This is a genomic window from Paraburkholderia sp. BCC1885 (assembly GCF_900996235.1).
GTDB lineage: Bacteria > Pseudomonadota > Gammaproteobacteria > Burkholderiales > Burkholderiaceae > Paraburkholderia.
On record NZ_CAAJGM010000188.1, the window covers coordinates 45481 to 71836 of the forward strand.

23 protein-coding genes are annotated in these 26356 nt (G+C 58.4%); 5 read left to right on the forward strand and 18 right to left on the reverse strand.

Annotated features, from left to right (window positions below; all coding sequences use genetic code 11):
• Positions 1 to 70: 70 nt before the first annotated feature.
• Positions 71 to 196, reverse strand: a complete 126-nt coding sequence (locus tag FQ755_RS38160) for a hypothetical protein (protein ID WP_260858643.1) — start codon at positions 194 to 196, stop codon at positions 71 to 73.
• Between the two features lie 634 nt (positions 197 to 830).
• Between FQ755_RS38160 and FQ755_RS16980 the strand changes: the two genes are divergently transcribed.
• Positions 831 to 1142, forward strand: coding sequence for a DUF4148 domain-containing protein (locus FQ755_RS16980; protein WP_144156010.1), 312 nt, complete (start codon positions 831 to 833; stop codon positions 1140 to 1142).
• 267 nt (positions 1143 to 1409) lie between these two features.
• Here FQ755_RS16980 and FQ755_RS16985 read toward each other — a convergent pair whose 3' ends face one another.
• Positions 1410 to 2660: a tyrosine-type recombinase/integrase gene (locus tag FQ755_RS16985; RefSeq protein ID WP_144156011.1), complete on the reverse strand. Its 1251-nt coding sequence runs from the start codon at positions 2658 to 2660 to the stop codon at positions 1410 to 1412.
• Positions 2661 to 3093: 433 nt separating this feature from the next.
• Positions 3094 to 4494: a tRNA uridine-5-carboxymethylaminomethyl(34) synthesis GTPase MnmE gene (gene mnmE / locus FQ755_RS16990; RefSeq protein ID WP_144156012.1), complete on the reverse strand. Its 1401-nt coding sequence runs from the start codon at positions 4492 to 4494 to the stop codon at positions 3094 to 3096.
• Positions 4495 to 4869: 375 nt separating this feature from the next.
• Between mnmE and FQ755_RS16995 the strand changes: the two genes are divergently transcribed.
• Positions 4870 to 5277 carry an XRE family transcriptional regulator gene (locus FQ755_RS16995; RefSeq protein WP_144156013.1) on the forward strand — a complete coding sequence of 136 codons (408 nt, stop codon included), beginning with the start codon at positions 4870 to 4872 and terminating at the stop codon, positions 5275 to 5277.
• A gap of 156 nt (positions 5278 to 5433) precedes the next feature.
• Here the strand turns inward: FQ755_RS16995 and yidC are convergent, their stop codons facing one another.
• From yidC to rpmH, 4 genes are all read right to left on the reverse strand, one after another.
• On the reverse strand, positions 5434 to 7089 hold the full coding sequence (gene yidC / locus FQ755_RS17000) for a membrane protein insertase YidC (RefSeq protein WP_144156014.1): 1656 nt from the start codon (positions 7087 to 7089) through the stop codon (positions 5434 to 5436).
• A 30-nt stretch (positions 7090 to 7119) separates the two neighbouring features.
• Complete coding sequence (gene yidD / locus FQ755_RS17005) at positions 7120 to 7350, reverse strand: membrane protein insertion efficiency factor YidD (protein WP_144156015.1); 231 nt, start codon at positions 7348 to 7350, stop codon at positions 7120 to 7122.
• 85 nt (positions 7351 to 7435) lie between these two features.
• Positions 7436 to 7915 carry a ribonuclease P protein component gene (gene rnpA / locus FQ755_RS17010; RefSeq protein ID WP_144156016.1) on the reverse strand — a complete coding sequence of 160 codons (480 nt, stop codon included), beginning with the start codon at positions 7913 to 7915 and terminating at the stop codon, positions 7436 to 7438.
• Between the two features lie 23 nt (positions 7916 to 7938).
• A complete protein-coding gene (gene rpmH / locus FQ755_RS17015) occupies positions 7939 to 8073 on the reverse strand; it encodes a 50S ribosomal protein L34 (protein ID WP_004198824.1) in 135 nt (44 codons plus the stop codon).
• Positions 8074 to 8455: 382 nt separating this feature from the next.
• On the opposite strand from rpmH, the gene dnaA reads away from it, so the two are divergent.
• The 3 genes from dnaA to gyrB all read left to right on the forward strand — a co-directional run bounded on the left by dnaA (position 8456) and on the right by gyrB (position 14086).
• Positions 8456 to 10036, forward strand: a complete 1581-nt coding sequence (gene dnaA, locus FQ755_RS17020) for a chromosomal replication initiator protein DnaA (RefSeq protein WP_222105741.1) — start codon at positions 8456 to 8458, stop codon at positions 10034 to 10036.
• A gap of 360 nt (positions 10037 to 10396) precedes the next feature.
• Positions 10397 to 11500 carry a DNA polymerase III subunit beta gene (gene dnaN / locus FQ755_RS17025; RefSeq protein WP_074301176.1) on the forward strand — a complete coding sequence of 368 codons (1104 nt, stop codon included), beginning with the start codon at positions 10397 to 10399 and terminating at the stop codon, positions 11498 to 11500.
• A 114-nt stretch (positions 11501 to 11614) separates the two neighbouring features.
• A complete protein-coding gene (gene gyrB / locus FQ755_RS17030) occupies positions 11615 to 14086 on the forward strand; it encodes a DNA topoisomerase (ATP-hydrolyzing) subunit B (RefSeq protein ID WP_144156018.1) in 2472 nt (823 codons plus the stop codon).
• 622 nt (positions 14087 to 14708) lie between these two features.
• On the opposite strand, the gene FQ755_RS17035 is transcribed toward gyrB, so the two are convergent.
• From FQ755_RS17035 to FQ755_RS17075, 11 genes are all read right to left on the reverse strand, one after another.
• Positions 14709 to 15476, reverse strand: coding sequence for a DUF6338 family protein (locus FQ755_RS17035; RefSeq protein ID WP_144156019.1), 768 nt, complete (start codon positions 15474 to 15476; stop codon positions 14709 to 14711).
• Positions 15477 to 15479: 3 nt separating this feature from the next.
• Positions 15480 to 15656: a hypothetical protein gene (locus FQ755_RS37400; protein ID WP_186308553.1), complete on the reverse strand. Its 177-nt coding sequence runs from the start codon at positions 15654 to 15656 to the stop codon at positions 15480 to 15482.
• A gap of 328 nt (positions 15657 to 15984) precedes the next feature.
• Positions 15985 to 16395, reverse strand: a complete 411-nt coding sequence (locus FQ755_RS17040) for a hypothetical protein (RefSeq protein ID WP_144156020.1) — start codon at positions 16393 to 16395, stop codon at positions 15985 to 15987.
• Entirely contained in the window at positions 16392 to 17063 is a 672-nt protein-coding gene (locus FQ755_RS17045) for a DUF433 domain-containing protein (protein ID WP_260858644.1), read from the reverse strand. Before FQ755_RS17045 ends, FQ755_RS17040 begins: the two co-directional genes overlap by 4 nt.
• A gap of 240 nt (positions 17064 to 17303) precedes the next feature.
• Complete coding sequence (locus FQ755_RS17050; protein ID WP_144156021.1) at positions 17304 to 18713, reverse strand: restriction endonuclease subunit S; 1410 nt, start codon at positions 18711 to 18713, stop codon at positions 17304 to 17306.
• Positions 18710 to 20167, reverse strand: coding sequence for an N-6 DNA methylase (locus FQ755_RS17055; RefSeq protein WP_144156022.1), 1458 nt, complete (start codon positions 20165 to 20167; stop codon positions 18710 to 18712). Before FQ755_RS17055 ends, FQ755_RS17050 begins: the two co-directional genes overlap by 4 nt.
• Positions 20168 to 20237: 70 nt before the next feature.
• A complete protein-coding gene (hsdR, locus tag FQ755_RS17060) occupies positions 20238 to 23705 on the reverse strand; it encodes a type I restriction-modification system endonuclease (RefSeq protein ID WP_144156023.1) in 3468 nt (1155 codons plus the stop codon).
• 122 nt (positions 23706 to 23827) lie between these two features.
• Entirely contained in the window at positions 23828 to 24415 is a 588-nt protein-coding gene (locus FQ755_RS17065) for a recombinase family protein (RefSeq protein ID WP_144156024.1), read from the reverse strand.
• 232 nt (positions 24416 to 24647) lie between these two features.
• Entirely contained in the window at positions 24648 to 25007 is a 360-nt protein-coding gene (locus tag FQ755_RS17070) for a hypothetical protein (protein ID WP_144156025.1), read from the reverse strand.
• 171 nt (positions 25008 to 25178) lie between these two features.
• Positions 25179 to 25346: a hypothetical protein gene (locus tag FQ755_RS37405; RefSeq protein ID WP_186308554.1), complete on the reverse strand. Its 168-nt coding sequence runs from the start codon at positions 25344 to 25346 to the stop codon at positions 25179 to 25181.
• A 19-nt stretch (positions 25347 to 25365) separates the two neighbouring features.
• Positions 25366 to 26166 carry an endonuclease NucS domain-containing protein gene (locus tag FQ755_RS17075; RefSeq protein WP_260858645.1) on the reverse strand — a complete coding sequence of 267 codons (801 nt, stop codon included), beginning with the start codon at positions 26164 to 26166 and terminating at the stop codon, positions 25366 to 25368.
• Positions 26167 to 26356 lie beyond the last annotated feature (190 nt).

The window sequence follows — 26356 nt, forward strand, 5'->3', positions numbered from 1 at the left end:
TTCAAACAATGCAGGCGCGTCGCCTTACGATGCCATTCGTCTGAACCGACGACGGCCAACGCGGCCGTCATTAGCGGATATTGTGTTTCTCGAACCACCTGATAAGCCGCTCCCGATCCACATGGGTCGCCCGTATCGCGGTGCCGAAGACAATCAGGATGGTCGCCATTGAAATGGCTAGCATTGACTCGGTCATGGTCCTCTCCCTGAAGCATGCAACCTTGCTTGCAGTTTAGGCGTCCAGAAGCCGGATGAGGGAACGAGCGGACCGTCGAATTTGATGCCGTGTCCAGCGTCAAGCCCGCGTAATGGAGTAGCAAACAAAAAGGCCGCCTGAATCGGCGGCCAAAAAATGGTACTACATGCGCGGGGGATCACGCACGGGACAGACTCTAAGCCATACCTAATGGGGTGGCGGCGTGTGCGCCGCAGCGATCTGAGATTTGTCGGAATCGGACTGCATTGGTTTTCCGAGTCGCACCCTGAAAGCGTGTTTGCGACGCGTCGAAGATTATTTGGGACCGCTAATGGTTGTGCGATGGGATACGCAGGTCGAAACGCTACTAAAAGTGGGCGCCGTATTTTCGTCGCACGCCTCCGAGGGCTTGTCTGGTGGTTTGACGTCGTGGAGGCGAGGTTCGGCGCAGTTCGTCCGCGCCGCCCGCCGTTATGGGGTTCTATCAGCGAATTAGGGTTAACACTTATTTTGTCAATAAACCTTTCCACATCAGGTACTTAATCTTAAGCGCGCACTTACCTAGACTGTCTCTACCAGCTACGAGCAAAGATGTTCGTGGCGTAACAGGAACAGAACTTCGAGGTAAGTCATCATGAAAACGCTCATTCAAGCTGTCGTCGTTGCCGCTGTTTTGACCGCTCCGGTCTTGTCGTTTGCTCAATCGTCGAATGCGCCTGTCAGCCGCGCGCAGGTCCGCGCCGAGTTGGTCCAGCTCGAACAGACCGGTTATCGTCCGGGTGACGACCCCACCCACTACCCGGTCGCAGCGCAGGCTGCGGAAGCCCGAGTGGCGGCCGAAAATGGCGCTGCGAGCGGCTATGGCGGCGTAGCGAATGAGGCGTCGCAATCGGGTCGCAGCGCGGTGTCGCGTGCGGACTGGAACGCGATGTATAGCCGTCCGTAATATGTTTTGCGTGAGATTCAGCCGTGGGATGCGGAAACGCGTACTACGGTTGAATGGCGCGGCGGGTCTAGTGGCCAGCGCTAAGGATTCCTTTTCGCTACGCGTGTTTGATTTGTGGTTGTAATTCATAACCTAGCAAAGGACGCGGGTGACGTCGTAACGGTGGGGAATACAGGCTGACTCACGGAAGTCTGTGTACCGAAAACGAAAAGCGCCTGCTGACTACGCGAGCAGTCCCCTTCGGACCTCGTGCTTCTTGGCGCGTCTTTAGACGCTACGACGCAGGTCTGGCCTGGCGGTTATCAGACTCTGCGCTGGCGCCTGGATCTGGGCTTCGACAAAGTCCGCCCATCGCTGCAACACGGCGCGCTGCTCTTCAGCGGACGGCGCCCGTTCAGACTCGCTTGTCGCGTCGTTCGAGGCCTCTTTACCCTTTCGTGCAAGGGCGACATCGATTGCATCGGACGTTTGACCCATTTCCAGCAAATGGGTCGCCGCCGTTCGACGAAAGTCGTGCAGCACGAAATGTTCGACTTCCAGCCCAAGCGCCTTGACCGCCTGGTTCAGCGTGCTCCGGGCGATAGGACGGTCCTCGCCTCTGACGGTCGGAAACACAAAAGTCCGGCTGCTCTTCATCTCACGCAATTCGCGCAGCATCGCGACAGCCTGTCGCGGCAGATACACCCCATGCTCACGGCCATTTTTCATGCGCGCCGCGGGGATCGTCCATAAACCGGCCTTGAGGTCGAACTCGGCCCACGTCGCGTCAATGAGCTCGGACTTGCGGACCATCGTCAGCACAAGCAGATGCAAAGCGAGCTTGAGCGGCCGACGGATGCCCGAGGCATCGATCGCGCGCAGCGTAGTGCCGATCTCGCCGGCAGTGAGCACGCGCGTGCGACTATCCTGGGTCGCGATGAAGCGCGCCGGCACCACCGACGCCGGGTTGTCGGCAGCCAACTGCCGTGCGATCAGGAAGGCGTAGAGACGTTTGATGACGTTGCGGGTGTGGAGCGCCATCTTCGGCGATCCGCGCTTCTTGATCCGCTCACAGATCGAGACGACGTCTTCCGGCGTCACCGCGGCGATCGGCTTGTTGCCGACGGCGCGCAGGACATCTTTGTCGAGGGCCCGACGGGTCGTTCGTTGGTACTCCTCTGATTTGCTCGCCATCGCCGTCGTCATGTAGAGCTCGGCGGCGTCGCGCAGAAGGTCGACCCGCTTTTCCGCGCCACGATCGCGCCGCGCGGTGGCCGCAGGCGACACGCCGGACGCCACCATCTCGGCGTATTTCCGCGCTCGCTCGCGTGCGACGCGCAGCGAGATCCGCCGATAGTCGCCGATGGTGGTGAGCGGCTGCCGTTTGCCGCCAAGCGTATAGCGGAAGCGCCAGATCTTGCTGCCGGTCGGCATGACTTCCAGCACGAGACCGTTGCCGTCGGCGACAGAATAGCGGGCGGCGCGGGGTTCCATCGCGCGGATTTGTGCTTCGCTGAGGGGCGGGACGGTTTTGGGCATATGGGTTTTTGGTACACGATGCGCTTGAAACGGCGCAAGTGTCGTGGCGTGTACCAAAGAATGCGGATTGGTCAAGCCTCGGAGTATACCGGCCGTTGCTCCGCTTTGTGCCTTAAACAAGGGATTTTTTGAGTGACTCTACGCGATGCATCTCACCCGGTGTACTTCTCCGTTCAGAAACAGCTAAAAATCACTCCCATCTGATCTCACGCGCCTGCCGCTGCAAACGCGGCGTGCTGCTCGTGGTGACGGTACCGGTGCGTGCAACGAGTAAGAGATGTTTGGTACACAGGAGGCTTAAATTGGCGAAAATGCCTGCTTGTGTACCAAAATAGGAAGGCCAGTTGGAATTGTGGACGGCGCGGGTTTAGGCCAAGCGAGCCGGTAATTTAAGGCGAAATTTCAATGTCGACCGCCGCCCGACCGGCTTCGTTCACTTTCCAATACAGAACCGGCTAAAAATCACTCCCAAAAGATCATCGGAAGTGAATTCACCCGTAATCGAGTTCAATTGCTCCTGACCTAGCCGCAGTTCCTCTGCAAACAGATCCAGCGCCTGGGCATTCTGATCCGCGTGCTGCGCGGCGGTCGCGAGATGCTCCTGCGCCGCCCGCAGTGCAATCAGGTGCCGCTCGCGGGCGAGATAGACACTTTCCGCGCCCGCCTGCCATCCGGCGATCCGTAGCAATTCCGCGCGCAGCAAAGCGATGCCGTCGCCCTGCTTGGCGGAGAGTCGCACCTCGCGCAGGTCGACGTCGCCCGCTTCGCTCAACGTGCGCACCGCGGGCGCGATCTCCGTCAGGTCGGTCTTGTTCATCACGCGCAGCACCGGCACGCCAGCGGGAAACCGCGCAGCAATCGCATCGTCTTCGGCATTCATGCCGGTGCGGGCGTCGAGCAGATGCAGCACGACATCCGCGCGCTCGATCTCATTCCACGTGCGCTCGATGCCGATTTTCTCCACTTCATCCTCGGTCTCGCGCAGGCCGGCGGTGTCAATCACATGCAGCGGGATGCCCTCGATCTGGATGGTCTGCGCGACCTTGTCACGCGTCGTGCCGGCGATTGGGGTGACGATGGCTAGTTCGGCGCCGGCCAGTGCATTCAGCAGCGACGATTTGCCGACGTTCGGCTGGCCGGCCAGCACCACCGATAAACCCTCGCGCAGCAGCGCCCCCTGACGTGCTTCGTTCAGCACGTGAGTGAGCCGCTCGCGGATGCTTGCGAGCTTACCGCGGGCATCCGCGGCCTCGAGGAAGTCGATTTCTTCTTCGGGGAAATCCAGCGTGGCTTCGACCAGCATCCGCAGCGTGATGACCTCTTCGACCATGGCGTGGATGTCGCGTGAGAACGCGCCTTCCAGCGAGCGCCCGGCCGAGCGTGCGGCGGCCTCCGTGCTCGCCTCGATCAGATCGGCGACCGCCTCGGCCTGGGCCAGGTCGAGCTTGTCGTTGAGGAACGCGCGACGGGTGAATTCGCCGGGCTCCGCGAGCCGAAGTCCAACGCCACGGCCGGCGTCGATGCAGCGCTGCAGAACCAGTTGCAGCACGATCGGACCGCCGTGGCCCTGTAATTCGAGGACATGCTCGCCGGTGTACGAATTCGGCGCCGGAAAATACAGCGCGATGCCCCGATCGAGCGCGTTGCCGGCCGCATCGAGGAAGGGTACGTAGCTGGCGTGACGCGGCGTCAGCATCTGGCCGGTGAGCGCTTCTATCAAGGGGGCTGCCGCGGCCGCGCCGGCTCGTCCGAAGGAAATACGAACCACGCCGATTCCGCCGCGACCTGGCGCAGTGGCAATGGCGACGATGGGATCGGAATCGGTGGCGAGCATGGGAGTGGGGGCAGAGGTAGCGAAGAGAACCGAAGAAAACTGAAGAAAACCGACGGCCCGGGTGAGCGCGCGAGGCATTGTAACGCGAGCGGTCCCGACGACTTTATGAGTCGCCATCGAGCGGAGTATCCGGTCTTTTTATCAGACAAATAGAGATTTATCTCGGCTACGTTAAGATAATTTTTTAGGTCAATGCGACGACCGATGCCTGCCAAAAGATCAGAATGCCCGCTCCGAAAGGAAAAAAACGCATTCCGGCAAAATTGACGGGCGCTTTATGTGGCGCTTATCTTGGGCTAAAAGTAGCTTAATTGCGTGAAATTATCGCTTAAACGGTTGTCCACAGTTGGCGCGCCGGATTGCACAATTTGGCCCATGCCGACATCCAAAGAAAAACTAGCGTTCGCCAAGAGGCTGCAGGACCAGATTGCCCGGAAGAACGTCAAGGGCGGGACTCAGCTCGCGAGGCAATTCAACCTGCTGCATCGGGGCGACGCACCCGTATCGCCGCAGACCGCGCACAAATGGCTGACGGGCCGCACCATTCCCACGCCGGACAAATTGCAGACCCTCGCCGACTGGCTGGGCGTCGGCGTGCACTGGCTTCACTATGGACCGCCGCCGGCGGCGGGCGTGAAAACCAGGCCGCTGGCTCCCGGTGAAAAATATCCCTTGGCGCCTGAGACAATCGAACTCGCTTCCAAGATCGAAGCGCTGGACCCGAAGGATCGACATTTCCTCGAGGAGTTCGTCGAGCGGCTGTACGACGCTGGCAAGGAGTGAGTCGCTCTCGCCGAGCGTGACGCGGTTCGACGCTTCGATCTGCATATAAAAAAGCCGCCCGGCGCAAAACCGGGCGGCTTTTTTACAGCTTGGTGCGGGAGGAGACGTTAGCGGGTGCCAAACAGAACACCCCCGCTACCGTCCCGCCAACGGGGTTCAGGCCGCCTTGGCTTTCGGCTTGCCCATCATCCGCGTGATGTAGTACTGCTGGGCGATCGACAGCACGTTGTTGACCACGTAGTACAGCACCAGACCGGCCGGGAAGAAGAAGAACATGACCGAGAACGCGATCGGCATGAACATCATCATCTTGGCTTGAACCGGGTCCGGCGGCGTCGGGTTCAGACGCGTCTGCAGGAACATCGAGACGGCCATCAGCACCGGCAGGATGAAGAACGGGTCTTGCTGCGACAGATCGTGAATCCACAGAATCCACGGCGCGCCGCGCATTTCCACCGACGACAGCAGCACCCAGTACAGCGAGATGAACACCGGAATCTGGATCACGACCGGCAGACAGCCGCCGAATGGATTGACCTTTTCGGTCTTGTACAGCTCCATCAGCGCCGAGTTCATCTTCTGCGGATCGCCCTTGAAGCGTTCGCGCAGGGCTTGCATGCGCGGCGTGATCGCCTTCATGCGCGCCATCGACTTGTAGCTGGCCGCCGATAGCGGGAAGAACACGGCCTTGATCAGCAGCGTGAGCAGCACGATCGACCAGCCCCAGTTGCCGACATAGCTGTGGATCTTTTCCAGCAGCCAGAACAGCGGCTTGGCGATGATCGTCACCCAGCCGTAGTCCTTGACCAGTTCCAGACCCGGCGCGATGCCTTCCAGCATGCGCTCTTCTTCCGGACCGGCGAACAGCCTGGCCGACACGTCAGCCGATTGGCCCGGCGCAATGGTCGGCACCGCTTGCTTCACGCCGACGCGGTACAGCGCCGGATCGATCTTTTCGACGTAGATGTCGCGCTTCACGCCTTGCTGCGGAATCCACGCCGTCGCGAAGTAATGCTGCACCATTGCGATCCAGCCGTTGTCGGCCTGGTTCGCATAGTCTTCCTTGTTCTTGTCGATGTCGCTGAACGTCATCTTCTGGAAGTGGTGCTGATCCGTGTACACGGCCGGTCCGATGAACGTGTGCGAGAAGCGCGGCGTTTCCACCGGCTGGCTATCGCGCACCAGTTCCATGTAGACGGTCGGCGTAACCGGCGTCGAACCCACGTTGACGATCTTCGTGTCGACGCCGATCACGTAGCTGCCGCGCGTGAACGTGTAAGTCTTCACGACCTTCACGCCGCCCTTGGCCGGCGACTCGAAGCTGAGCGAGAACGACTTGGCGTCGCCCGTCAGATCGTGCGGCTGGTTCGGCACCGGCGTGTAGATGTCGGTGTGGTTCGGGAAATCGCCGCCCAGGAGACCCGTGCGCGCCAGATACGTGTGATCGGCGGTGTGGTCGAACAGGGTGATGACGAGGTCCGGCTGCGTGCCGTTGCCCTTGTTGATCAGCGACAGCTTCGACAGCGTGCCGCCGCGCGTGTCGATCTCGCCGCTGTAAACGTCAGTCGAGAACGGGATCAGTTGGGCTTGCGCTGCGGGTGCGGCGCCCGGAGCGCCGGCCTGCGTTGCCGGCAAATCGGCGGGCTGGGTTCCAGGCGTCGTGGTGCCCGGCGCAGCGCTGGCCGCGGTTTGCGTCGGCGTGGCGCTCGGGAAGAACATCGACTGGCGTCCATGGTCGCGTTGCCAGTTGTCGAACAGCATGACAGCTGACATGAAAAATATGACCCATAGGACGGTGCGTTTGATATCCATGCGTTGTCTCAGTGTCGATGGAACGGCGCGTCAGCGCTTTTCAGAAATGGGAGGCGGGACAAGATCGATGCCGCCCGCCGAAAACGGGTGGCAGCGGCACAGGCGCCTGGCGGCGAGATAAGTCCCGCGCGCGGCGCCATGATACTGGATTGCTTCGCGCGCGTAATCAGAGCAGGAGGGGTAAAAACGGCACCGGCTGCCGAGCAGAGGACTCACGGCCAGCTTGTAGAAACGCAATAAAGCGAAAAGTACCGTTTGCATGACTAGCGCGGCCAGACGGCGCCGCCCAAGAAGGGATACCGGGAGACGTCCAGCCGGCAAGGCCGCCTGAACGTCTCCATGAGCGTCATTGCGTCGCGGGCGCATCCGCGGGTGGCGCCTCACGACGGGCAATTTCGCGCGCTGCCTTGCTGAGCAGCTCCTCTATTTCGCTACGGCACAGCGTCTTTAACGGCGGCGACGAGGCGGCGGGCATGGCCTTCCTGTCGAAGCGCGTGTGCAACCGCAGCAGCACGTCCCAACCGCCGAACTCCGTGCGGCGCAGCCGGAAGGCTTCGCGCGCAAGGCGGCGCACCAGATTACGCGTGACCGCGCGCGGCGCATACTTCTTGCCGATCACGAGGCCAAGGCGCGCGTCATTGCCGGTGGGCCGGGCGTACACGACAAAGTGCGCGGTGCGGCGCCACGGGCGCAAACGAAAAACGGATGAAAACTCATCCGTTTTTAGCAGCCTTGCGGCTTTGGGGAAGGCGGCTTGCGCTCGCAACGGAACCGAGCCCTGTTGCGGCGCTCCGGCCGTTCCCGCGCTGCCGCGGGCGTCGGACATAGCGCGCAATCCGCTCGCCAGCCTTAGATGGCGAGGCGCTTGCGGCCCTTCGCGCGGCGTGCGTTGATGACCTTGCGGCCACCTGCGGTCTTCATGCGGACGCGGAAGCCGTGGGTACGCTTGCGACGGGTAACGGAAGGTTGGTAAGTACGTTTCATGTTGCTCTCACTTGGCAGAGAAATAACCGCGCGAGCATCGCGGAAAGTGCAATGGCCGGTGGTTCAAAAATTGGTTTTCGCGGAACCCGCTATTTAAACCGGTTTTCTTTTGGTCGTCAATAGTTTAGCGACGTATTCCACAGGCTGGGCGGCCGCCCGTGGTTTGATCGGTCCCTGTGGATAACTCCCTTTCCTGATTGTTTTGGCGGTAGAATCTCGTCCTACTTCCCAAAAATCCTGCACGCCGCTCCGGCCCGCTTGCCCCGCAAACCCTTGTGGCACAAGCGCCTGGAGCCGTTCCGCCTGGCCGTTCAGGGCCTTGTTGCGTATCTGCAACAGGGGTGCCGGCGGGGCGTCGTGCAAACATAACGACAGCAACTTGATGAACGATTTCTGGCAACACTGTTCCGCACTGCTAGAGCGTGAGCTAACGCCCCAGCAGTACGTGACGTGGATCAAACCGTTGGCTCCGGTTGCCTTCGATGCGGCAGCGAACACGCTGAGCATCGCTGCGCCGAACCGCTTCAAGCTCGACTGGGTCAAGAGCCAGTTCTCAGGCCGCATTTCCGATATGGCACGCGATTTTTGGCACGCGCCGGTCGACGTCCAGTTCGTCCTCGATCCCAAGGCCGGCATGCGCAGCGCGGCAGCTTCGGCGCCGGCGCAGCGTCCGTCGCAGTTTGCGGGCAACGCCGGCACGGCGGCCGTGGATGCGGCCGTCGGCGCGGTTCAGGCCGCGCAGGGCGCCCGTGTCCATGGCGCCAATGGCGGCGCGCACGGCGCCAACGCGGGTAACGGCGCACAACAGCAGGCGGGCGACGACGGCGGCGACCTCGATCTGCCGAGCCTCGACGCGAACGAAGCCGCCGCGGCCCGCCGCACGTGGCGTCCGGGCCAGAGCGCCGCGCAGCAAGGTAACGCCGAGAGCGATTCGATGTACGAACGCTCGAAGCTCAATCCGGTGCTCACCTTCGACAATTTCGTGACCGGTAAGGCCAACCAGTTGGCGCGCGCCGCCGCGATCCAGGTGGCGGACAATCCCGGCATCTCCTACAACCCGCTGTTTCTATATGGCGGCGTGGGCCTCGGCAAGACTCACCTGATTCACGCAATCGGCAACCAGTTGCTGATGGACAAGGCCGGCGCGCGGATCCGCTACATCCACGCGGAACAATATGTCTCGGACGTGGTAAAGGCGTACCAGCGCAAGGCGTTCGACGACTTCAAGCGTTACTACCATTCGCTCGACCTGCTGCTGATCGACGATATTCAGTTCTTCTCCGGCAAGTCGCGCACCCAGGAAGAGTTCTTCTACGCGTTCGAAGCGCTGGTGGCGAACAAGGCGCAGGTGATCATCACGAGCGATACATACCCGAAGGAAATTTCGGGTATCGACGACCGCCTGATCTCGCGCTTCGACTCCGGCCTGACGGTGGCGATCGAGCCGCCCGAACTGGAAATGCGCGTCGCGATTCTGATGCGCAAGGCGCAATCCGAAGGCGTGAGCCTGAACGAGGACGTGGCGTTCTTCGTCGCCAAGCATCTGCGCTCGAACGTGCGCGAGCTGGAAGGCGCGCTGCGCAAGATCCTCGCGTATTCGAAATTCCACGGCCGCGAGATATCTATCGAGCTGACCAAGGAAGCGCTGAAAGACTTGCTGACGGTGCAGAATCGTCAGATTTCCGTCGAAAACATCCAGAAGACGGTGGCCGATTTCTACAGCATCAAGGTCGCCGACATGTATTCGAAGAAGCGGCCGGCGAACATTGCGCGGCCGCGTCAGATTGCGATGTATCTGGCAAAGGAACTGACGCAGAAAAGTTTGCCGGAAATTGGCGAACTGTTTGGCGGCCGCGATCACACGACCGTGCTGCACGCGGTCCGTAAAATTGCTGCCGAGCGCGGCACGGATGCGCAGTTGAACCACGAACTGCACGTGCTCGAACAGACGCTGAAGGGTTGATACCGGACTGGCCGTGAGGCGAGGCCTGAGGGCAAATCCGGGGTGGGAGCAGGGTAGTTGACGGGCTATTCGCGGGGCAATTGCGGGGTAGCTACCCGATAACTACCGGGTATCCGCGCGGCCTAGGTGGTGCTGCCTAAAGTTTGGGCAAAAAGCAGGAAAAATCGACCTGTTTATTTCGGAACTCACCCCCATTTTAGGGGAGCGGTTCTGTTTTCAGGCACAATACAGGTTTAACCGCCCGGCGGCTTGGGGCGGGTGTACGCCGTGACTGGCGCAGCGTAGCGCCGGCGGGGGCCGGGGCCGCGTGCAGGAATTGCCGAGTGGGCGCGCAGGCCGTCACATCAACGAAGGAACTCTATGCAACTGGTCAAGACCGAACGCGATAACCTCCTCAGGCCGCTGCAAACCGTGAGCGGCATCGTCGAACGCCGCCATACGTTGCCGATCCTCGCCAACTTGCTGATTACCAAGAACGGCCCCGACGTGTCGTTCCTGTCCACCGACCTCGAACTTCAGATCACCACGCACGGCGACTTCGGCGTGGGCGGCGATTCGGTTGCGACAACGGTAGCGGCGCGCAAGCTGCTGGACATCCTGCGTGCCATGCCCGACGGCCAGGTCACGCTGACGCTGAACGACAAGCGCCTCACCGTGCAATCCGGCAAGAGCCGCTTTGCGCTACAGACGCTGGCCGCGGACGAATTTCCCACCGTCGCCCAAGCTAAAGACTTCGGTGCGAACCTGGTGGTTCCGCAGAAGACGTTCCGCCAACTGCTCGGCATGGTCCATTTCTCGATGGCCCAACAGGACATTCGCTACTACCTGAACGGCATGCTGCTGGTAGTGGACGGCGACCAGTTGATGGCGGTGGCAACAGACGGTCACCGTCTGGCGTTCTCGTCCATGAAGATTGAAGGTTCGTTTGCGCGCCAGGAAGTGATCATCCCGCGCAAGACGATTCTCGAACTGCAGCGTCTGCTGGAAGACATCGACGACACGCTGAAGATCGACATTGCGCCGAGCCAGGTGAAGTTCACCTTCGGTCAGGTCGAACTGGTGTCGAAGCTGGTGGAAGGGAAATTCCCGGACTTCCAGCGCGTGATTCCGAAGTCGCACAAGAACCAGTTCCTGATTGGCCGCGAAGAACTGCAGCGTTCGCTGCAACGCGCGGCCATTCTGACCTCGGACAAATTCAAGGGCGTGCGCTGCATCATCGAGCCGGGCCAGTTGAAGATCATGTCCACCAACGCCGACCAGGAAGAAGCCCAGGAAGAACTGGAAATCGCGTATACCGGCGACAGCGTCGATATCGGGTTTAACGTCACGTATCTGCTCGACGTGCTGGCAAACCTGAAGGTCGACATGTTGCAAGTGAGTCTGGGTGATGCCAGCTCCAGCGCGTTGATCACGATTCCCGAGAACGACGAATTCAAGTACGTCGTGATGCCGATGCGCATCTAACGCGTCCAACATCAAGAAGAACACCAAGGGGCGCAGCGCCCCTTTGGCGTTTTTATGGTGTTTTGAAAAGTCCCGAGCAGTAACCAGGCAGCAACGCAGAACCGGAAAAAATCCATGACTGACACGAACAATTCGCAACCCGATAACAGCTACGGCGCCTCTTCGATTCAGATCCTCGAGGGTCTGGAAGCAGTCCGCAAGCGGCCGGGTATGTACATCGGGGATACATCGGACGGCACCGGTTTGCACCACCTCGTATTCGAAGTGCTGGACAACTCGATCGACGAAGCGTTGGCCGGGCACTGCAACGATATCCAGGTGATCATCCACGCGGACAACTCCATCTCCATCACCGACAACGGCCGCGGTGTGCCGACCGGTCTGAAGATGGACGACAAGCACGACCCGAAGCGCAGCGCCGCCGAAATCGTGATGACCGAACTGCATGCCGGCGGCAAGTTCGACCAGAACAGCTACAAGGTGTCGGGAGGCCTGCACGGCGTGGGCGTGTCGTGCGTGAACGCGCTGTCGGCTTGGCTGCGCCTGACCATTCGCCGCGACGGCAAGAAGCACTTCATGGAATTCCACCGTGGCGTGCCGCAGAACCGCATCATTGAACACATTGACGGCGTGGCCGTCTCGCCGATCCTCGTGACCGGCGACACCGAAAATCGCGGCACCGAAGTGCACTTCCTCGCCGACGAGACGATCTTCGGCAGCATCGAATATCACTACGACATTCTGGCCAAGCGGATTCGCGAACTGTCGTTCCTGAATAACGGCGTGCGGATTCGTTTGACGGATCAGCGCACCGGCAAGGAAGAAGATTTCGCGTTTGTGGGCGGCGTGAAGGGCTTTGTCGAGTACATCAACAAGAACAAGGCCGTACTGCACCCGAACATTTTCCACGTGAGCGGCGAGAAGGACGGCGTGGGCGTTGAAGTGGCGATGCAGTGGAACGATAGCTACAACGAGAATGTGCTGTGCTTCACGAACAACATCCCGCAGCGCGATGGCGGGACCCACCTGACCGGTTTGCGTGCGGCGATGACGCGCGTGATGAACAAATACATTGCCGATCACGAGATTGCCAAGAAGGCGAAGGTTGAGACCTCGGGCGATGACATGCGTGAAGGGTTGTCGTGCGTGTTGTCCGTGAAGGTGCCGGAGCCGAAGTTCTCCGCGCAGACCAAGGACAAGCTGGTGTCTTCGGAAGTGCGCGCGCCGGTTGAGGAAGTGGTGGCGAAGGCGCTTGAAGAGTTTCTGCAGGAGACACCCAACGACGCGAAGATTATTTGCGGCAAGGTGGTGGATGCGGCGCGGGCGCGAGATGCGGCGCGCAAGGCTCGGGAGATGACGCGACGCAAGGGCGTGCTCGACGGCGTGGGGCTGCCTGGGAAGCTGGCGGATTGCCAGGAGAAGGATCCGGCCAAGTCTGAAATCTATATCGTCGAGGGTGACTCGGCAGGCGGGTCGGCCAAGCAGGGGCGGGACCGGAAGTTTCAGGCCATTTTGCCGCTGCGTGGGAAGGTGCTTAACGTCGAGAAGGCGCGGTATGACAAGCTGCTTTCTTCGGAGCAGATTGTTACGCTGATCACGGCTTTGGGCTGTGGCATTGGCAAGGAAGACTACAACCTCGAGAAGCTGCGTTATCACCGCATCATCATCATGACCGATGCTGACGTGGACGGTGCGCACATCCGGACTCTCCTGCTCACGTTCTTCTATCGGCAAATGCCGGAGATGATCGAGCGCGGATTTATTTATATCGCGCAGCCGCCTCTGTACAAGATCAAGGCGGGTAAGGATGAGCGGTATCTGAAGGATGCGGCTGAGTTGAATGCTCATATGCTCAAGCTCGCGCTTAATGGGTCGGAGCTGGTGCCGGGTGAGAATGCGACGCCGATCGCTGGGGATGCGTTGGGTGAACTCGCTCGTTCGTATCTGCTCGCGCAGGCTGTGGTGGATCGCTTGAGCCGGTTGTATGACGCTGGGGCGCTTGAGGCTGTGATGGACGGGGTGGTGCTCGATCTTTCTTCGGAAGAGGCCGCTGAGGCTTCGGCTAAGGCGTTCGAGGCCAAGCTCAGGGATGATCCGTTGAAGCCTGAAGTGCGCGTTACGACGATGTATGACCAGGTGCGGGAGCTACGGTCATTGCGCGTGTCGCGGACGCATCACGGGAATCAGAAGGTTTCTGTGCTCGATGAAGAGTTTCAGTTGACCGCTGACTTTCAGCAGCTTGTGAATACGGCGCTGACGTTTAAGGGATTGATTGGGCCTGGGGCTGTGATCAAGCGTGGCGAACGCAGCATGGCTGTGAACGACTTCAAGAATGCGATGAAGTGGTTGATTGCGGATGCAGAGCGGAATGTTTCCAAGCAGCGCTATAAAGGCCTGGGCGAGATGAATCCTGGGCAGCTTTGGGAGACGACGATGGATCCGGCTGTGCGCCGCTTGCTTCGCGTGCAGATTGAGGATGCTATTGCGGCTGATGGTATTTTCACTACGCTTATGGGGGATGATGTCGAGCCGCGCAGGGCTTTCATTGAGTCGAATGCGTTGAGGGCGGGGAATATTGATGTGTGAACCACGTTGTAGGCGTAGGGCGCCAGAGTAAGTACGACGGGCGCCACAGTTTTGCGACTGTGAGACGTAGTTAATGAGACTGGCCTACTGCAGGGAAACAGAAATGACTGGACTAGCGCTGGGTTAGCGGGACTCGAATGTACGGAAATGATCGGATTTTCGCGCCTATCGTCAGACAGTACTCATCGCTGGGCCCGCGCGGCATGTTTTGAGGGTGCGAGCCGACTCTCGATCCGGTGACGGAGGGCTCGAATTGCTCCCATCGACGAAATCAAAGGATTACGGGTGACTCACCTGTAATCCTTTGAGCGTTTGGGTGTCAGGCACTTGCTATGGAGGCGGATTAGGTAAACTTTGCTTCAAAGCAGCCGCCTCGGCACAATTTGACGACGGAGGGCATCAGGTGCACCGGTGTCTCCGACTTTTGCCCTTGCTGCCGTAGACTTGGCCACGCTGCGCCATTGCGCCTTAGGTACGATGGTTTGCGAAATTTTGGGAAGAGGCCTCGACACTGCCCGGCGTCCAATACGCTCCCGACAATACACCGACGGCAATCGGCCCCAAATCCGTGACAGCGAGCGTGTAACACCAAAGTACACGTCAACATCGAGCCGTGTAAGGGTTATGCGCCGTCAATGTCCTCTAGCACAAGGAACTTCACGTTCAGCGTCGTGTATTCGGACGCACGAAGCACGAAGCAATCACCCTCGATCGAATAAAACCGTTGGTGATCATTAAGCGGCGACGCCGTCCCCACAGCGCGATCCTCGGATAGTCGGCGCCTTGCCGCGTTCGCAAGGATTAGGCGATCTAGCTCCCCTTTGTCCGTAAGTTCGTAGCCAACCAAAAGCCCCGTGTAGAGGTAGGAGACATCTTTGAGGGGGACGATAGCCGACACGACCACGGCATCTGGGGCATTGTCTGTTACATCGATTCCGCTGAACAAATAGTACCAGGGAGCGGGCGGCCTAAGCTTCCTGTAGAGCGGGCGTGAAGGATGATCGAGTCGAAATTGCCAGACGGCGAACCGCCATCCCGTCGCGAGGGCCAATGCAAGCAAATTGGTCGCCACGAAAAACGCAAGCGGCTCAAAAGGGTGGCTGTCCAGCCTCTGATATACCGGACTAAGAGATTTGTCAGTGGCCGTAGCGGCGCCCGCGACCAGGAGGCGGACGGTTTCGCCTAGATAGTATCGATAGCCAAGCCAATGCGAGGCGGCCACCGCGACCACGACATTCGCGAAGACGGCTAAAGAAGCGGCAACGAGAACCGTCGAGCTAAATGGAGCAAGATCTGCGGCCCGGACTTCGCGTGCTTGATAGAAACGGTGGAATACAAAGCCCGGGGTGATGAGCAGAAAGAAAAAGATTGCAGGAAAGGCAACGTTCAAGCTTCAGCCCTGCGACGGAACCAATCGCGCCTTGAACTTGCGTTCGTGCCCCTTTTCATCCGACACTTTGATTTCACGGGCTTCGTTGAGCTTCGCGGTAGCAATAAATTCGCGCAATTGTTTCGCCCCTGTTGGGTCTTTTTGAAGCGCACGGACCTTGTCAGTCAATAGAACCTTCATAGCGCCCTCCTGAATTCTTCACATAGCATACAACACCGCTCCTGACGCTGCCTCGGTTGCGTCAAAAATCGGAGCACTCACATGCCTTCGGCAAATTGTGCGGTCACAGACCAGTTCTGTTCAGTTAGGCTTCCCACGTCGGGTGCGAGCGGGGCAGTCCGATTAAATATCGGCACAAACAGAGAAAAATCAAGGTTGTTCGTACCACGCTCGAGGGCGACCGGTTAAAGCGGCCGCGGATGGAGTGCATCCTCGATGGCTTGCAGGATCAACGCGCGAGACGTCCCACCCGGTTTTCATCGTCGCTACCCCTGTGATGGAAACGTGGTCAAAGCTTTATCTGTTCAAACTGGCCCGCACCAAACCGCCATGGAACGCGGAACGCTGCCCCGCCTTTGATACGTCGGCTCTGGTCCATGATAGCTGGCCACCACCTCACGAGGTTTTGAGCCTTGTCCCAGTGTCGCCGCTCAGCCCACTGGCGCTGCAGCACGAAAACGATCAAACCGGACTCACGAAGTGCCTTTCGCTCAAGGTCATTTTTGCGCAGACCGTCTTGGGAAAGGACAACCCAGTGCCCCTCGGCGCCCAGCGCAGCAATCCAATCGTGATCCTTGACGTTGGGCGCGAACCTGTCGCGTAAATGAATTACTGCTTCGACAGATTCCTCGACCTTACAAAGCTCATTTATGGCGTGAGCGAGGTGGAGCGAGAGGTTATTGTCGAAGAAATATCTCATGCAACCAACCGCTCGTAGCGGATGGCGGCATCAACAGCAGAGATGGGAATGCCATATAGTGAAGCGGCCATCTTCTTGCTTTTCTCCACCTTGTACGTCTCAACGATCAGATCGGTTCTCACCCCATACTCGGCCAGTACCGGCTTGCCGAATGAAATTTCCGGATCGAGAACCACCGCGTTGCTTCGCTTTAGCGGGAACCAGCGTTTGGCCTGACCGTCTGCCGCGAATTCGATGCCGGCATAGAGTTCAGGCCGCACGATATGCTCGAACACGAGTTGGCGTCGCACAAGATCGGTTAGCTCGATCTCCCCCTGTTCCTTCAAAGCCTCGTAGAAGACCGTTTTCCCATCAGTAAGGAAGCGATTGGCGGTGAACGGGTACTCCGTCCCAAATATGGCCTTCGCGTTATCGATAGCAGCGCGGATCACTCGCAGCGGAACGTTGTGATTCCGGAAGGCCTTCACGATACGCAGCTCCAACAAATCCCTGAAGCCAATGACCTTCTCATCGAGTTCGGCAAGCTGAGTGGTCCAGAGAGGCGGACTGGTGCCGTCCTTGAATGAGTAGCCGAACAACCACCTGCTCACTTCGCGCACATCGGCGCCAGTGAGCCTTTCCGCTTCCTGCAGCGTGTAGAGGCCAATCCCGGTGAGGTCCATATTCATATTCTACCGTTATCGGGCGATGAGTCCCCGAACGCCCTCGGCCAAACCGTAGGCGCACGAAAAATTGGATGCAGGACTCGGCACTCCCTCATTGTCACCGCTCGGGTTGGGCCGGCCAGCGTTCATTGGCGAACATCCATAACAACGTCTCGTTACCTAGCAGCCGAGCCGACGCCTCGTTGTTTGCCAATATCGTTACTGTAGCTTCCCATTATGTAAGCCGTAGATATGACCAAGCGGTCACTCTACGATGGAGGTCTCGACTTCGCTCGGCGAGGACCGCACAACAGCTCTAGTACGTTTTGCAGGCATAGGCTTCCCTGCTCCAGAGCACTGCTCCGCAAGGCGCTTCAACAGTTCCGCAGCAGGCTCATCATTCGGATCCTGCTGCACAAGTTCACCACGGAAGGCCTTTGCGAGCAGCGCTGGCGTTAGGGAGTCCGCGGCGGCGCGCGCGATCGCGAGGCGCGCCTCTAGACGGCCGACGAAAGCAAGCAAAGTATCGACGCGGCGGGCGATCTCTAGTTGTTCGTCCATTGATGGCAGTTGGATAACGAACTTCTTCAGTTGCTTCAGATTTATACGAGGTCTTGTAGCCCCATGTACTTGTTCTCTTAGCTCTGTATATGTTGACTTGCACGCCAAACGAAGCAGAAGGAAACGCGAATCACATTGTTGACTGTCCACCCGTAGGCAGAAACAGTCGGCCTTGTTGATCGCGGCCGTCGACAGATCATCGGGAAACTGGCAGACACGAACCTCTTCGTCAACAAAAGAGGAGAGCAGCAAGTCGCCAGGGTAGATTGTATGTTTGACTAGCCCGTTGTACTTTTCTTCAGAAATGTAGGTCGCTTTGCTCGCATCAAACGCAAGATGCCCGATGTTCTCCAGTCGCACGACGCGAACACCGGTCAGAGTGTAGTCGTCAGACTTGAGATTGGATCCGAAGGGCCCATCAAAAAGCGTTTCACACAACCCGGCGACGTTTCGGGCCACCCAACTGTCCAAGGCAATATCCCGCTGATTGCGCCAATCTTCCGTCAATCTTCCGGACGTCGCGGCGGCGATGACGGATTGGCGAAATCGCTTTAGAATCGCAGGCACCAGCCCAAGACGCTCGCGGCATGCATCTACGCGCGCGAGCACCGTGTCGACCTTGTCGGCAATGCGCTTCTGTTCCGGCATGGGTGCGAGAACGAACGGTGCATTCTTGCCTGCGTCTGTCCCCAATCGAGGCATATTGACACCGTGACTCACCTCATTCACGTAGCTGATGAACGTCGGGTGGCGCATCCAGTGAAATAGGTACCGTCCATATACTGCTGCGTTACCTCGTATAGGAACGATCTCGGTGGTGCAGACTCCGTCCGAATCCGCGAGGATGACCTTGTTAAGATACGGTCTGAGTTTTCCGTAAAGAACGTCTCCCGCACTGAATGCGCTTTTGGTGCTCTTCGATTGTCTTTCGGAGAAAGTGAGACGCTGTACAAGCCGCGAAGTGTCCTTCTCGATGTCTTCCAGTTCGAGAACCCATGCATCGGGACCGATGCAACCGGGTTCGACCTTCGTTGTCTTGCCGTAGTCAATCACTTCGCCAAGTTTGATGGACAGCCAAGAATCCGGGAATTCGTTGTGTCGAGCTACCTTCATAGTTCGACCTCCTCGCCAAGCTCAGAGAGGATAGCTTTCAAATCATCTATTGCCATGCCCAGATTGTCGATTGCCTCACGTGCAAGCAGGGCTGGCTCCGGTAACTCCGACGCATTTTCCTCATTTTCGTCTTTGAGCCAAGCGATGTCCAAGTCATCACCACGCTGCTTAATCCATTCGCGTGTAAAGCGACGGAAGCGCTCTCCCTCTCCTTGGTCCACTCGCGGACTACTGCCATCGGCGGATACTCCATACGCAGCTTCAAACTGAGCAAAGTGCTCGCGCGTCAACGGCGTGCGCTTGCCGAACTTGGGGGCGTTGGCACGCATGTCATAAACCCAAACTGCCTCCGTACTTCCAGTGGCGGCCTGGCCTACTTTATTGAAGAACAGGACATTGGTATTCACACTTTGCGCGTAGAAAATACCCGTGGGTAAGCGCAGGATCGTGTGAAGGTTGCACTTGTCCATAAGGTCGCGTCGAATATCGGCGCCCACGCCACTCTCGAACAACACATTGTCAGGCAATACAACGGCGGCACGCCCACCATCTTTCAGGTGACGAACGATATGTTGCACGAACGCCAGTTGTTTGTTGCTGGTCGCATACGTAAGGTCATCGCGCGTAGGGCCGCCGCCCCCCTTCGCTGTCCCGAACGGAGGATTGCTGAGGATGATGTCTGCCTTAGGTAAAGCGGCTCCGGCGTTGCCGAGCGTATTTCCAATGTGGACCACGCCCTCATCATCACCTTCCATGCCGTGCAGCATGCAGTTCATCAATGCAAGCCTTCTCGTGCCCGACACCAGCTCCATGCCGAGAAATGCCTTGTTGCGTTGGAACGTCCGCTGCTTCTCGTTTAGGTCGTAGAGATTGTCGGTCTGGCTCTTGATATAGCCGTCGGCCGCAATCAAAAAGCCTGCGGTCCCCGCCGCCGGGTCTTGGATCGTTTCACCATGTTGTGGCTTGATGAGATGGACGATGCTGTCGATCAACGGGCGAGGCGTGAAGTATTGCCCGGCCCCCGATTTCGTCTCATTTGCATTCTTCTGCAGGAGGCCTTCGTACAGGTCGCCGAGACCATCGCGCTTGGCAGAAAACCAGTCGATGGCATCGAGACTCTTCACGAGTTGTTCAAGGTGTCTCGGTTCCTTCAGGCTGGTCTGAGCATCCGCGTAGATCGCCGCAATCAACTTGTCCGTGTTCTGACTGAGAGACAGCAGCGTAGCGCGATAGTGGTTCAACAGATTCAGGCCACTCTTGCTAGTCAGATCTGGCCAGCGCGCCCCTTCAGGCAGCTTGTGCTTGCTGAGAATTCCGTTCTGCGTGTTCTCATGCTCCATCTTGATAAACAGCAGTAGCACCAACTCGGTCACGTAGTTCGTGTAGCTAATGCCATCATCGCGCAGCACATCGCACAGGTTCCAAAGCTTCTGAACAATTTCGTTATCGGTCATGAGTCTAATTCAGGGTCAGTTGCGGGGTCGCTCGCATGAAATGCAACGGCCCACGAAGATTCGGCAGGCATTATGCCACCTGCTGCCACAGCGCTCCGGCGAGTTCGTGGAGCACGGTATCAAGCTTGCCGTCTAAGGTCTTGTCTAGCTTCTTCGCCCCGCCATCATTGGCGAACGCCGTATTTACGAACTGCGTATCAACGACCACTTCATGTGCGAGCTGCTTCGCTAGCCGCTTCAGCCAGTTCCGCTGAACGGTAGTCCAGTTTGTGAGTTTATAGATGCCTTCCATTGCGTGCGCCACACGCTGGTCGAAGGGAACCAGCGGCTCACCGAGTGCAGCTTGCCGAATATAGCCAACAATGCTCGCCGCGATCTCCTGATTCGTCTGGTTGCGCCACGCGGTCTTGAGTTTCGCTTCGTTGAAGCCATGTTGATCGAGTAGCAGGCGAACCTCGCGCAGTTCGGCGCGAGTGAGGTCCTTTGGACGATTCACCACGACCGACAACGCTGCCGACTGATTAATCTGCTCACGGATGAACTGATTGAAGCTATCCAGATAGTCTTCCGGGCGTCCATACTCGCCGTAACTCTGCTCTCGAAGCACCAACTCGTCTTTGTGCTCGGAAATGACTGGCATACGATCGCTACCCACCAACTGCTTTACATCGGCGAGTTGCTGTAATAGCTGCTTGTGCTCGCGCACAAAGTCCCCAGCGCCCGCAGGTCCGAGGGAATGCAGATGCTCGTGGAGCTTGGCGGGCGGCACACCCCACACTTGTTCCAGCTGAGCGAGTCGCTCACGCAGTGCTGGCTTTCCTTCAGCGATGTGCGTGGCCTTTCTCAGCACGCGCATCATTGTCTGACTCAGCGCATCAAGCACTTCGTGAGCGTGCGTGCGATCAGGCGTGCTGCCGGGCGCGCTAAAGCTCGCCGGGTCCGTAAGCTCGCCAATCAACTGTTCAATCGTGACGTTCGGGTCCTTGACCAGTGGCTTCATCGTGGTCACGTCCTCTAGGGCCGCGTAGATGTCCACAGGATCGTAAATCTTGAAGACGGTCTTACCTATCTCGTCGCACCTGCGAGTCGCGCGTCCGATCATCTGCTCGTAGAGGATACGAGAGCGCACGCGACGAAGGAACACCAGATGGGATATGGGCGGAACGTCAATCCCAGTTGTGAGAAGGTCAACTGTGATGGCGATACTCGGATATCGTTCATTCTTGTACAGGCGAATGAGCTGACTCACCTTGTCGGACTGGCCTGTTATCTTGCGTACTGCCGCCTCGTTGTAGTCGCCCTCGTACTTCGCCTTGAACGCTTCGTCCAGCAGTCGCTTCACCATGTCCGCGTGCAGATCGGTAGCGCAGAAGATCAGCGCCTTCTCCTCGCCGAATGGGTCCAGCTCCTTAGCTAGTTCACCACAGATCACTTCATTAAAGTGCTCATTGATGACTCGTCTGTTGAAGGCTTCGATGCCGAAGTTCAATTCATCATCTAGCTCTGACAGTTCAATCTCGCCTGTAGCGGTATTGATGGCGGATACCTTTTCACCCTTCTCAAAGCGAATGCCATTCTTTGTCAGAAGCGTTTCGTAACGTATCGGGGGTTCATGATCAATTAGCCAATCGTCCGCCACCGCTTCGCGATACGAGTACATGTAAACCGGTTTTCCGAAAATCTCTGTTGTGTGCTTAGCAGGCGTGGCAGTCATACCTACCTTGACAGCATCAAAGTAGTCGAGCACACGTCTGTAGCTAGACACGTACTGATTCTGGTCACGTACAGCCAGCTCGCCCTCGGTCATTTCCTGATCGAGCGTATAACCTCGGTGTGCCTCATCAACAATGATGCAGTCGAACTCATCTACGCCGGGGGGCGTATCGGACTGCAACACGCGGCGCACCATTGCCTGTACGGTCGCCACCTGGATGCGCGTTTCAGCTTCCGCCGCCATGTCGCCAAGTTCGGCCACGTTGTAAATCTTCGACAGTGGCTGATTCTGTTCGAGCAATGCCTCATCGAAGGCTTCGGTTGCCCGCTCGCCCAACGCGGTGCGGTCTACCAGGAAGAGGATACGGCGAAAGCGTTCGGCCTTCAGCAATCGATACATGAGACCAATGATGGTGCGCGTTTTCCCTGTGCCGGTTGCCATCGCAACTAGTGTATTTCGTTGCCTATCCGCGAGTGCCGCTTCGACCGCTTGGATAGCCTTGACCTGATAGTCGCGCAGCCGGAGATAGTCAAATCCTTCCTGTGCGAGTTTCGTTTCAGCGTCTTCCTTGCTGCGCTTCAGACGATCCAGAAGACCGTCCGGCGTATGAAAGTCGAGTAGCGCACAAGCTAAGTTCGACGGTGAGCGAAGGTCGCGAAACCAGGTCCCACTCTGCTCGGCGAGCTGCTTGAGGAATGGTCTTCCGTTGCATGAGTAGGCAAAGGGAACCTGGAAATGCCCGCCCTGGCCGTCCGCCCAAGGCCCTGCCTGGCCAGTAAGCGTCCATGCAGCAATGTGTTCGGGCGCGAGTTGCAGGCCACGTGAGTAACGCTCCGCTTGCGGTATCTTCCCGGCAACGTTATTGTTGTGTCGCTTTGCCTCGACCACACCAATTGGTATCAGTCCCGAGAAAAGCATGTAGTCCGCCGCCTGCTTGCCAAGCGTGGGCCATTCAGCGATTGCCTTATTCTTTCCCGTTTCGGGCCTAGCACCCTTCGCGTACGTCAGCTCTTGCGTATCTGCTTGCCAGCCAGCCTCCGTAAGTTGCTTATCAATGAGAATGCGGGTTACTTCCTCATTCATGAGGAGCAGTTTGCTCGCCTGTTGCGTGCTTGCCTGCGTCTGCTTGGTTTGCTGCGCATCGATTTGCTGTTGCAATGCCTGCAACTGCGTCTCGAAGTCGTGCTGGGCCTTCTTGAGCGTGGCCTCCTGCTCAAGCGCAAGCTCCTTGTAGATCTGGGCCTCAGTCTCCATCTGTAGGGCTAACGCTGCGTACACCTCCTTCTCCTGCGCAACGAGGTCTGCCAATTCCCGATTGCTCTCAATCGTTCGTGCGGTGCTGTTCAGCTCAGCTTTCAGCTGATCAATTTCGGTCTGGAGGCTTCGCAGATGTGCGCTGGGGTCGGGCGGGGGTATAAACGGTCCGACCTGGAAACTCGCACCCTGTTTCCCGAACGACTGATGGAACCAGATAGCCAAGGCGCGTGCGACCCTCAGGCCGTCCATCGCCTCCCTGTGCTTCGTACTGAACTGATGCGTCGCCTTGTTCCCTTCGATACGAAGGGTATGGAACAGATCGCGGACCATTCGATCTAGCTGAATTTCGCGCTCGATGCGGAACAGCAACTCCGCCTGCGACGTGTTTTGATCGAATTCGACGCCGGATCGCACGGCCAATTCCTGCGCCAGAGCCTCACCTAGCTGTCGAAGCTTGATGAGCGTCGTGTTTGGATCGCTGGCGAATGCCTGCTCGGCGGCGGAACCCAGTTGAGCGAGTAAAGGCGAATGCTCTGTAAGGAAGCTGAAATTCCCGATCTGGCTCACGATATTGGTCTGTCGTTTTTGTCCAAGCGACTGTACGCGAAATAGACCCCTGTGGAAATGGGGAAGTGTTCATCCTCAGTACTTACACGGGCACAGTGCGCGCCACGTTTTGGTGGCAACACCTACACCGTCGTGCCCTCGATCCTGCGTACTCGCATGATGGTCTGCCTCGTTGTCTTGTAGTCGCGGGCAAGCTGAGAGACTGACTGACCTTGGGCAAGGCGGGCGCGGGCCTCAGATTGCTGCGCAGGCGTGAGCGCGGGCTTGCGGCCTAACACTTTACCTTCGGCCTTCACGCGGGCTAGCCCGCTCTGCGTCCGTTCGATCAGCAGATCACGTTCGAACTCCGCTACGGCGTTCAGAACACCCATGGTCATCTTGCCTGCTGAACTGGTCAGGTCTGTGCCACCCAATGCAAGGCAGTGCACGCGCACACCGATCTGCGCTAGCCGCTCTACAGTCTCGCGTACATTCATCGCGTTGCGGCCCAGCCTATCCAGCTTCGTGACGATCAACACGTCGCCCGCTTCGAGTCGGTCGAGTAGCTTGATGAAGCCGGGACGCTGCAAAGCCGCTACGGACCCGCTGATGGACTCCTCCACGATGCGGCGTTTATCGAGAGCGAAGCCTGTGGCCTCGATTTCACGGCGCTGATTCTCGGTGTTTTGCTCGTGCGTGCTGACGCGGCAGTAAGCAAAGATTCTAGACATGATGGGGCTCCCCGGGACGTACATATACAGTGTACGAAGACGATGTACGAACCATAGCTCTGTTCCGAAATATGTCAAGGCTAGTTTTCGTACATGGTATCGCGGGGTGTACGTAACCGATCGTTTTCGGACAAAGGCAGGCGTCTTTGGGGACAGTCGGTGTCCTTTTTGATTGACGCGGCTGCCCGGACAAAGCGTCGTCGCTCAAACACCTGCAAAAACGTTACGCGGCCTATTTGGAAAATGTGTTCGAGGTTGAGGACGACGAGTTGGAAGACGAAAACGGGCCATCGGACGCGGCTTCTGCCTGAGTGGTACCCGCGTCGCCCTGCGCTTTGCGCTTAACTTCCGCATTATCGAAGAGTGCCTGCCATTTCGGAAACTTTTCGATGTAGGTGTGGAGACCGATGTTGCCCTTGCGCATGTCGTGCAGCGAGCTGATGCCAGCGAGATCCGCGCTGTCCAGTAGGTCCGGCTTGTCTTTTGGCCATGAGGCGAAGCCGTACACAATGATCAACGACGGCACATCGAGGCCATCTCTGTCGTTGGCCCGGTCCTCCGCGTAATAGCCCACGTTGTGGATCTTGCACATGTCAAGCGCGATGTAAGACCGATGCCTCCAATACTCCTCGCTGTCCTCGCACATGGCCCGGTGCGAGGTTTCCGTCACGCCTCGTTTTAGTACCTTGTACGCCTCGATGTGCCGAGTGGCGGTCAGCCAGTTGAGTCGTTTGGGCTCGACGGGCGCGAGCGCCTTTCCGCTCTAGGTCAACGCTTCGTACGCCCGTTGCAGCGCCAAAATCGCCTGATCGAGATGGTTCTTGCTTTCGCGGTCCTTCTGCGGCGTCTTGATCGCTCGCCACGCGATGCAAGCCGCCACGACCGCTACGGTCGGCGATAGGAACGGCGTCACGGCCCTGATGACTTCCATGAAGGTCGAACCGATCGGGTTAACTATGCAGCGCCACCGAGCGCAGCGTCACCGCGAGGTCATACTCCATCAGCCGCACGTTGGGTACCTGCGTGGCCGCGTACTTCAACTTCTGCGAAATATCGGACGCGACGATAACGCCGAATACGTTTTTGCCGTCAGCCAAATGTTCTTTGACCCAACCCATGTAACGCAAAATCTGGCCAAGCGTTGCGTCCGGGCCGCGGCCGACCTTCAACTCCAATACGTAGAAGTCTCCGTTGCACGTCGCCAGAATGTCGATCGGGCCGACGTCTGTCTGGAACTCCACGCCGTCGCGCTCGTCGGCGGTGTAGAGCATAAGCGGAGACTGTTTCCCGGGCAGCGTTGGGAGGTTCTTCGCGAGATAGTCGCGCAGGTGCGCCTCCAAAGCGAAGGCGCCGTAGGCTTCGTCGCAGGCCTCGACCGCCTCGGTGAGCGGTGTCGAGTTTTCGCTGATGCCATCGGCCAGACGAACGGTCAACGTACCGTCGGCAGCCTGCGCGATTTCCCATTGGCCATGTTTCTCTGGGTCATACCAGACCACGCGACCACGCCCCGTGTTAAACAAGAAGTCGTGCGGCCCGTCGCACAAGCGGGGCTTCTTATTCTCGTTGTAGTGAATGCGTGAGGGCAGGTTGACGGAACTGGCGATGATTCCACAGGTCATCGAACTGTCGTTGACATCGCCATAGTCCAACCGCACGCGCGCTTTGATAGCGCTGTACGTGCATTCCCCACTCATTTGCTGAACCACTTCTCGAATCATTTGCCAGACAGGCGGGCGATTGCCGTTGCTCAATATTGTGCTCCTCGTTCGTAGTCTTATAGAGGGCCGGCCGAGCCATCCCCGTAGAAAAGTGCATTCTTACCACGCGGGGGTGAACAAGCCAACTGTCGCTCGAGCGTCCGTTGAATGAATGACCTCAACAATCCGTTAGACGACGTCAGGCAGCGCCATCAAGCGACGGGACGATCAAGCACCCTTCTTG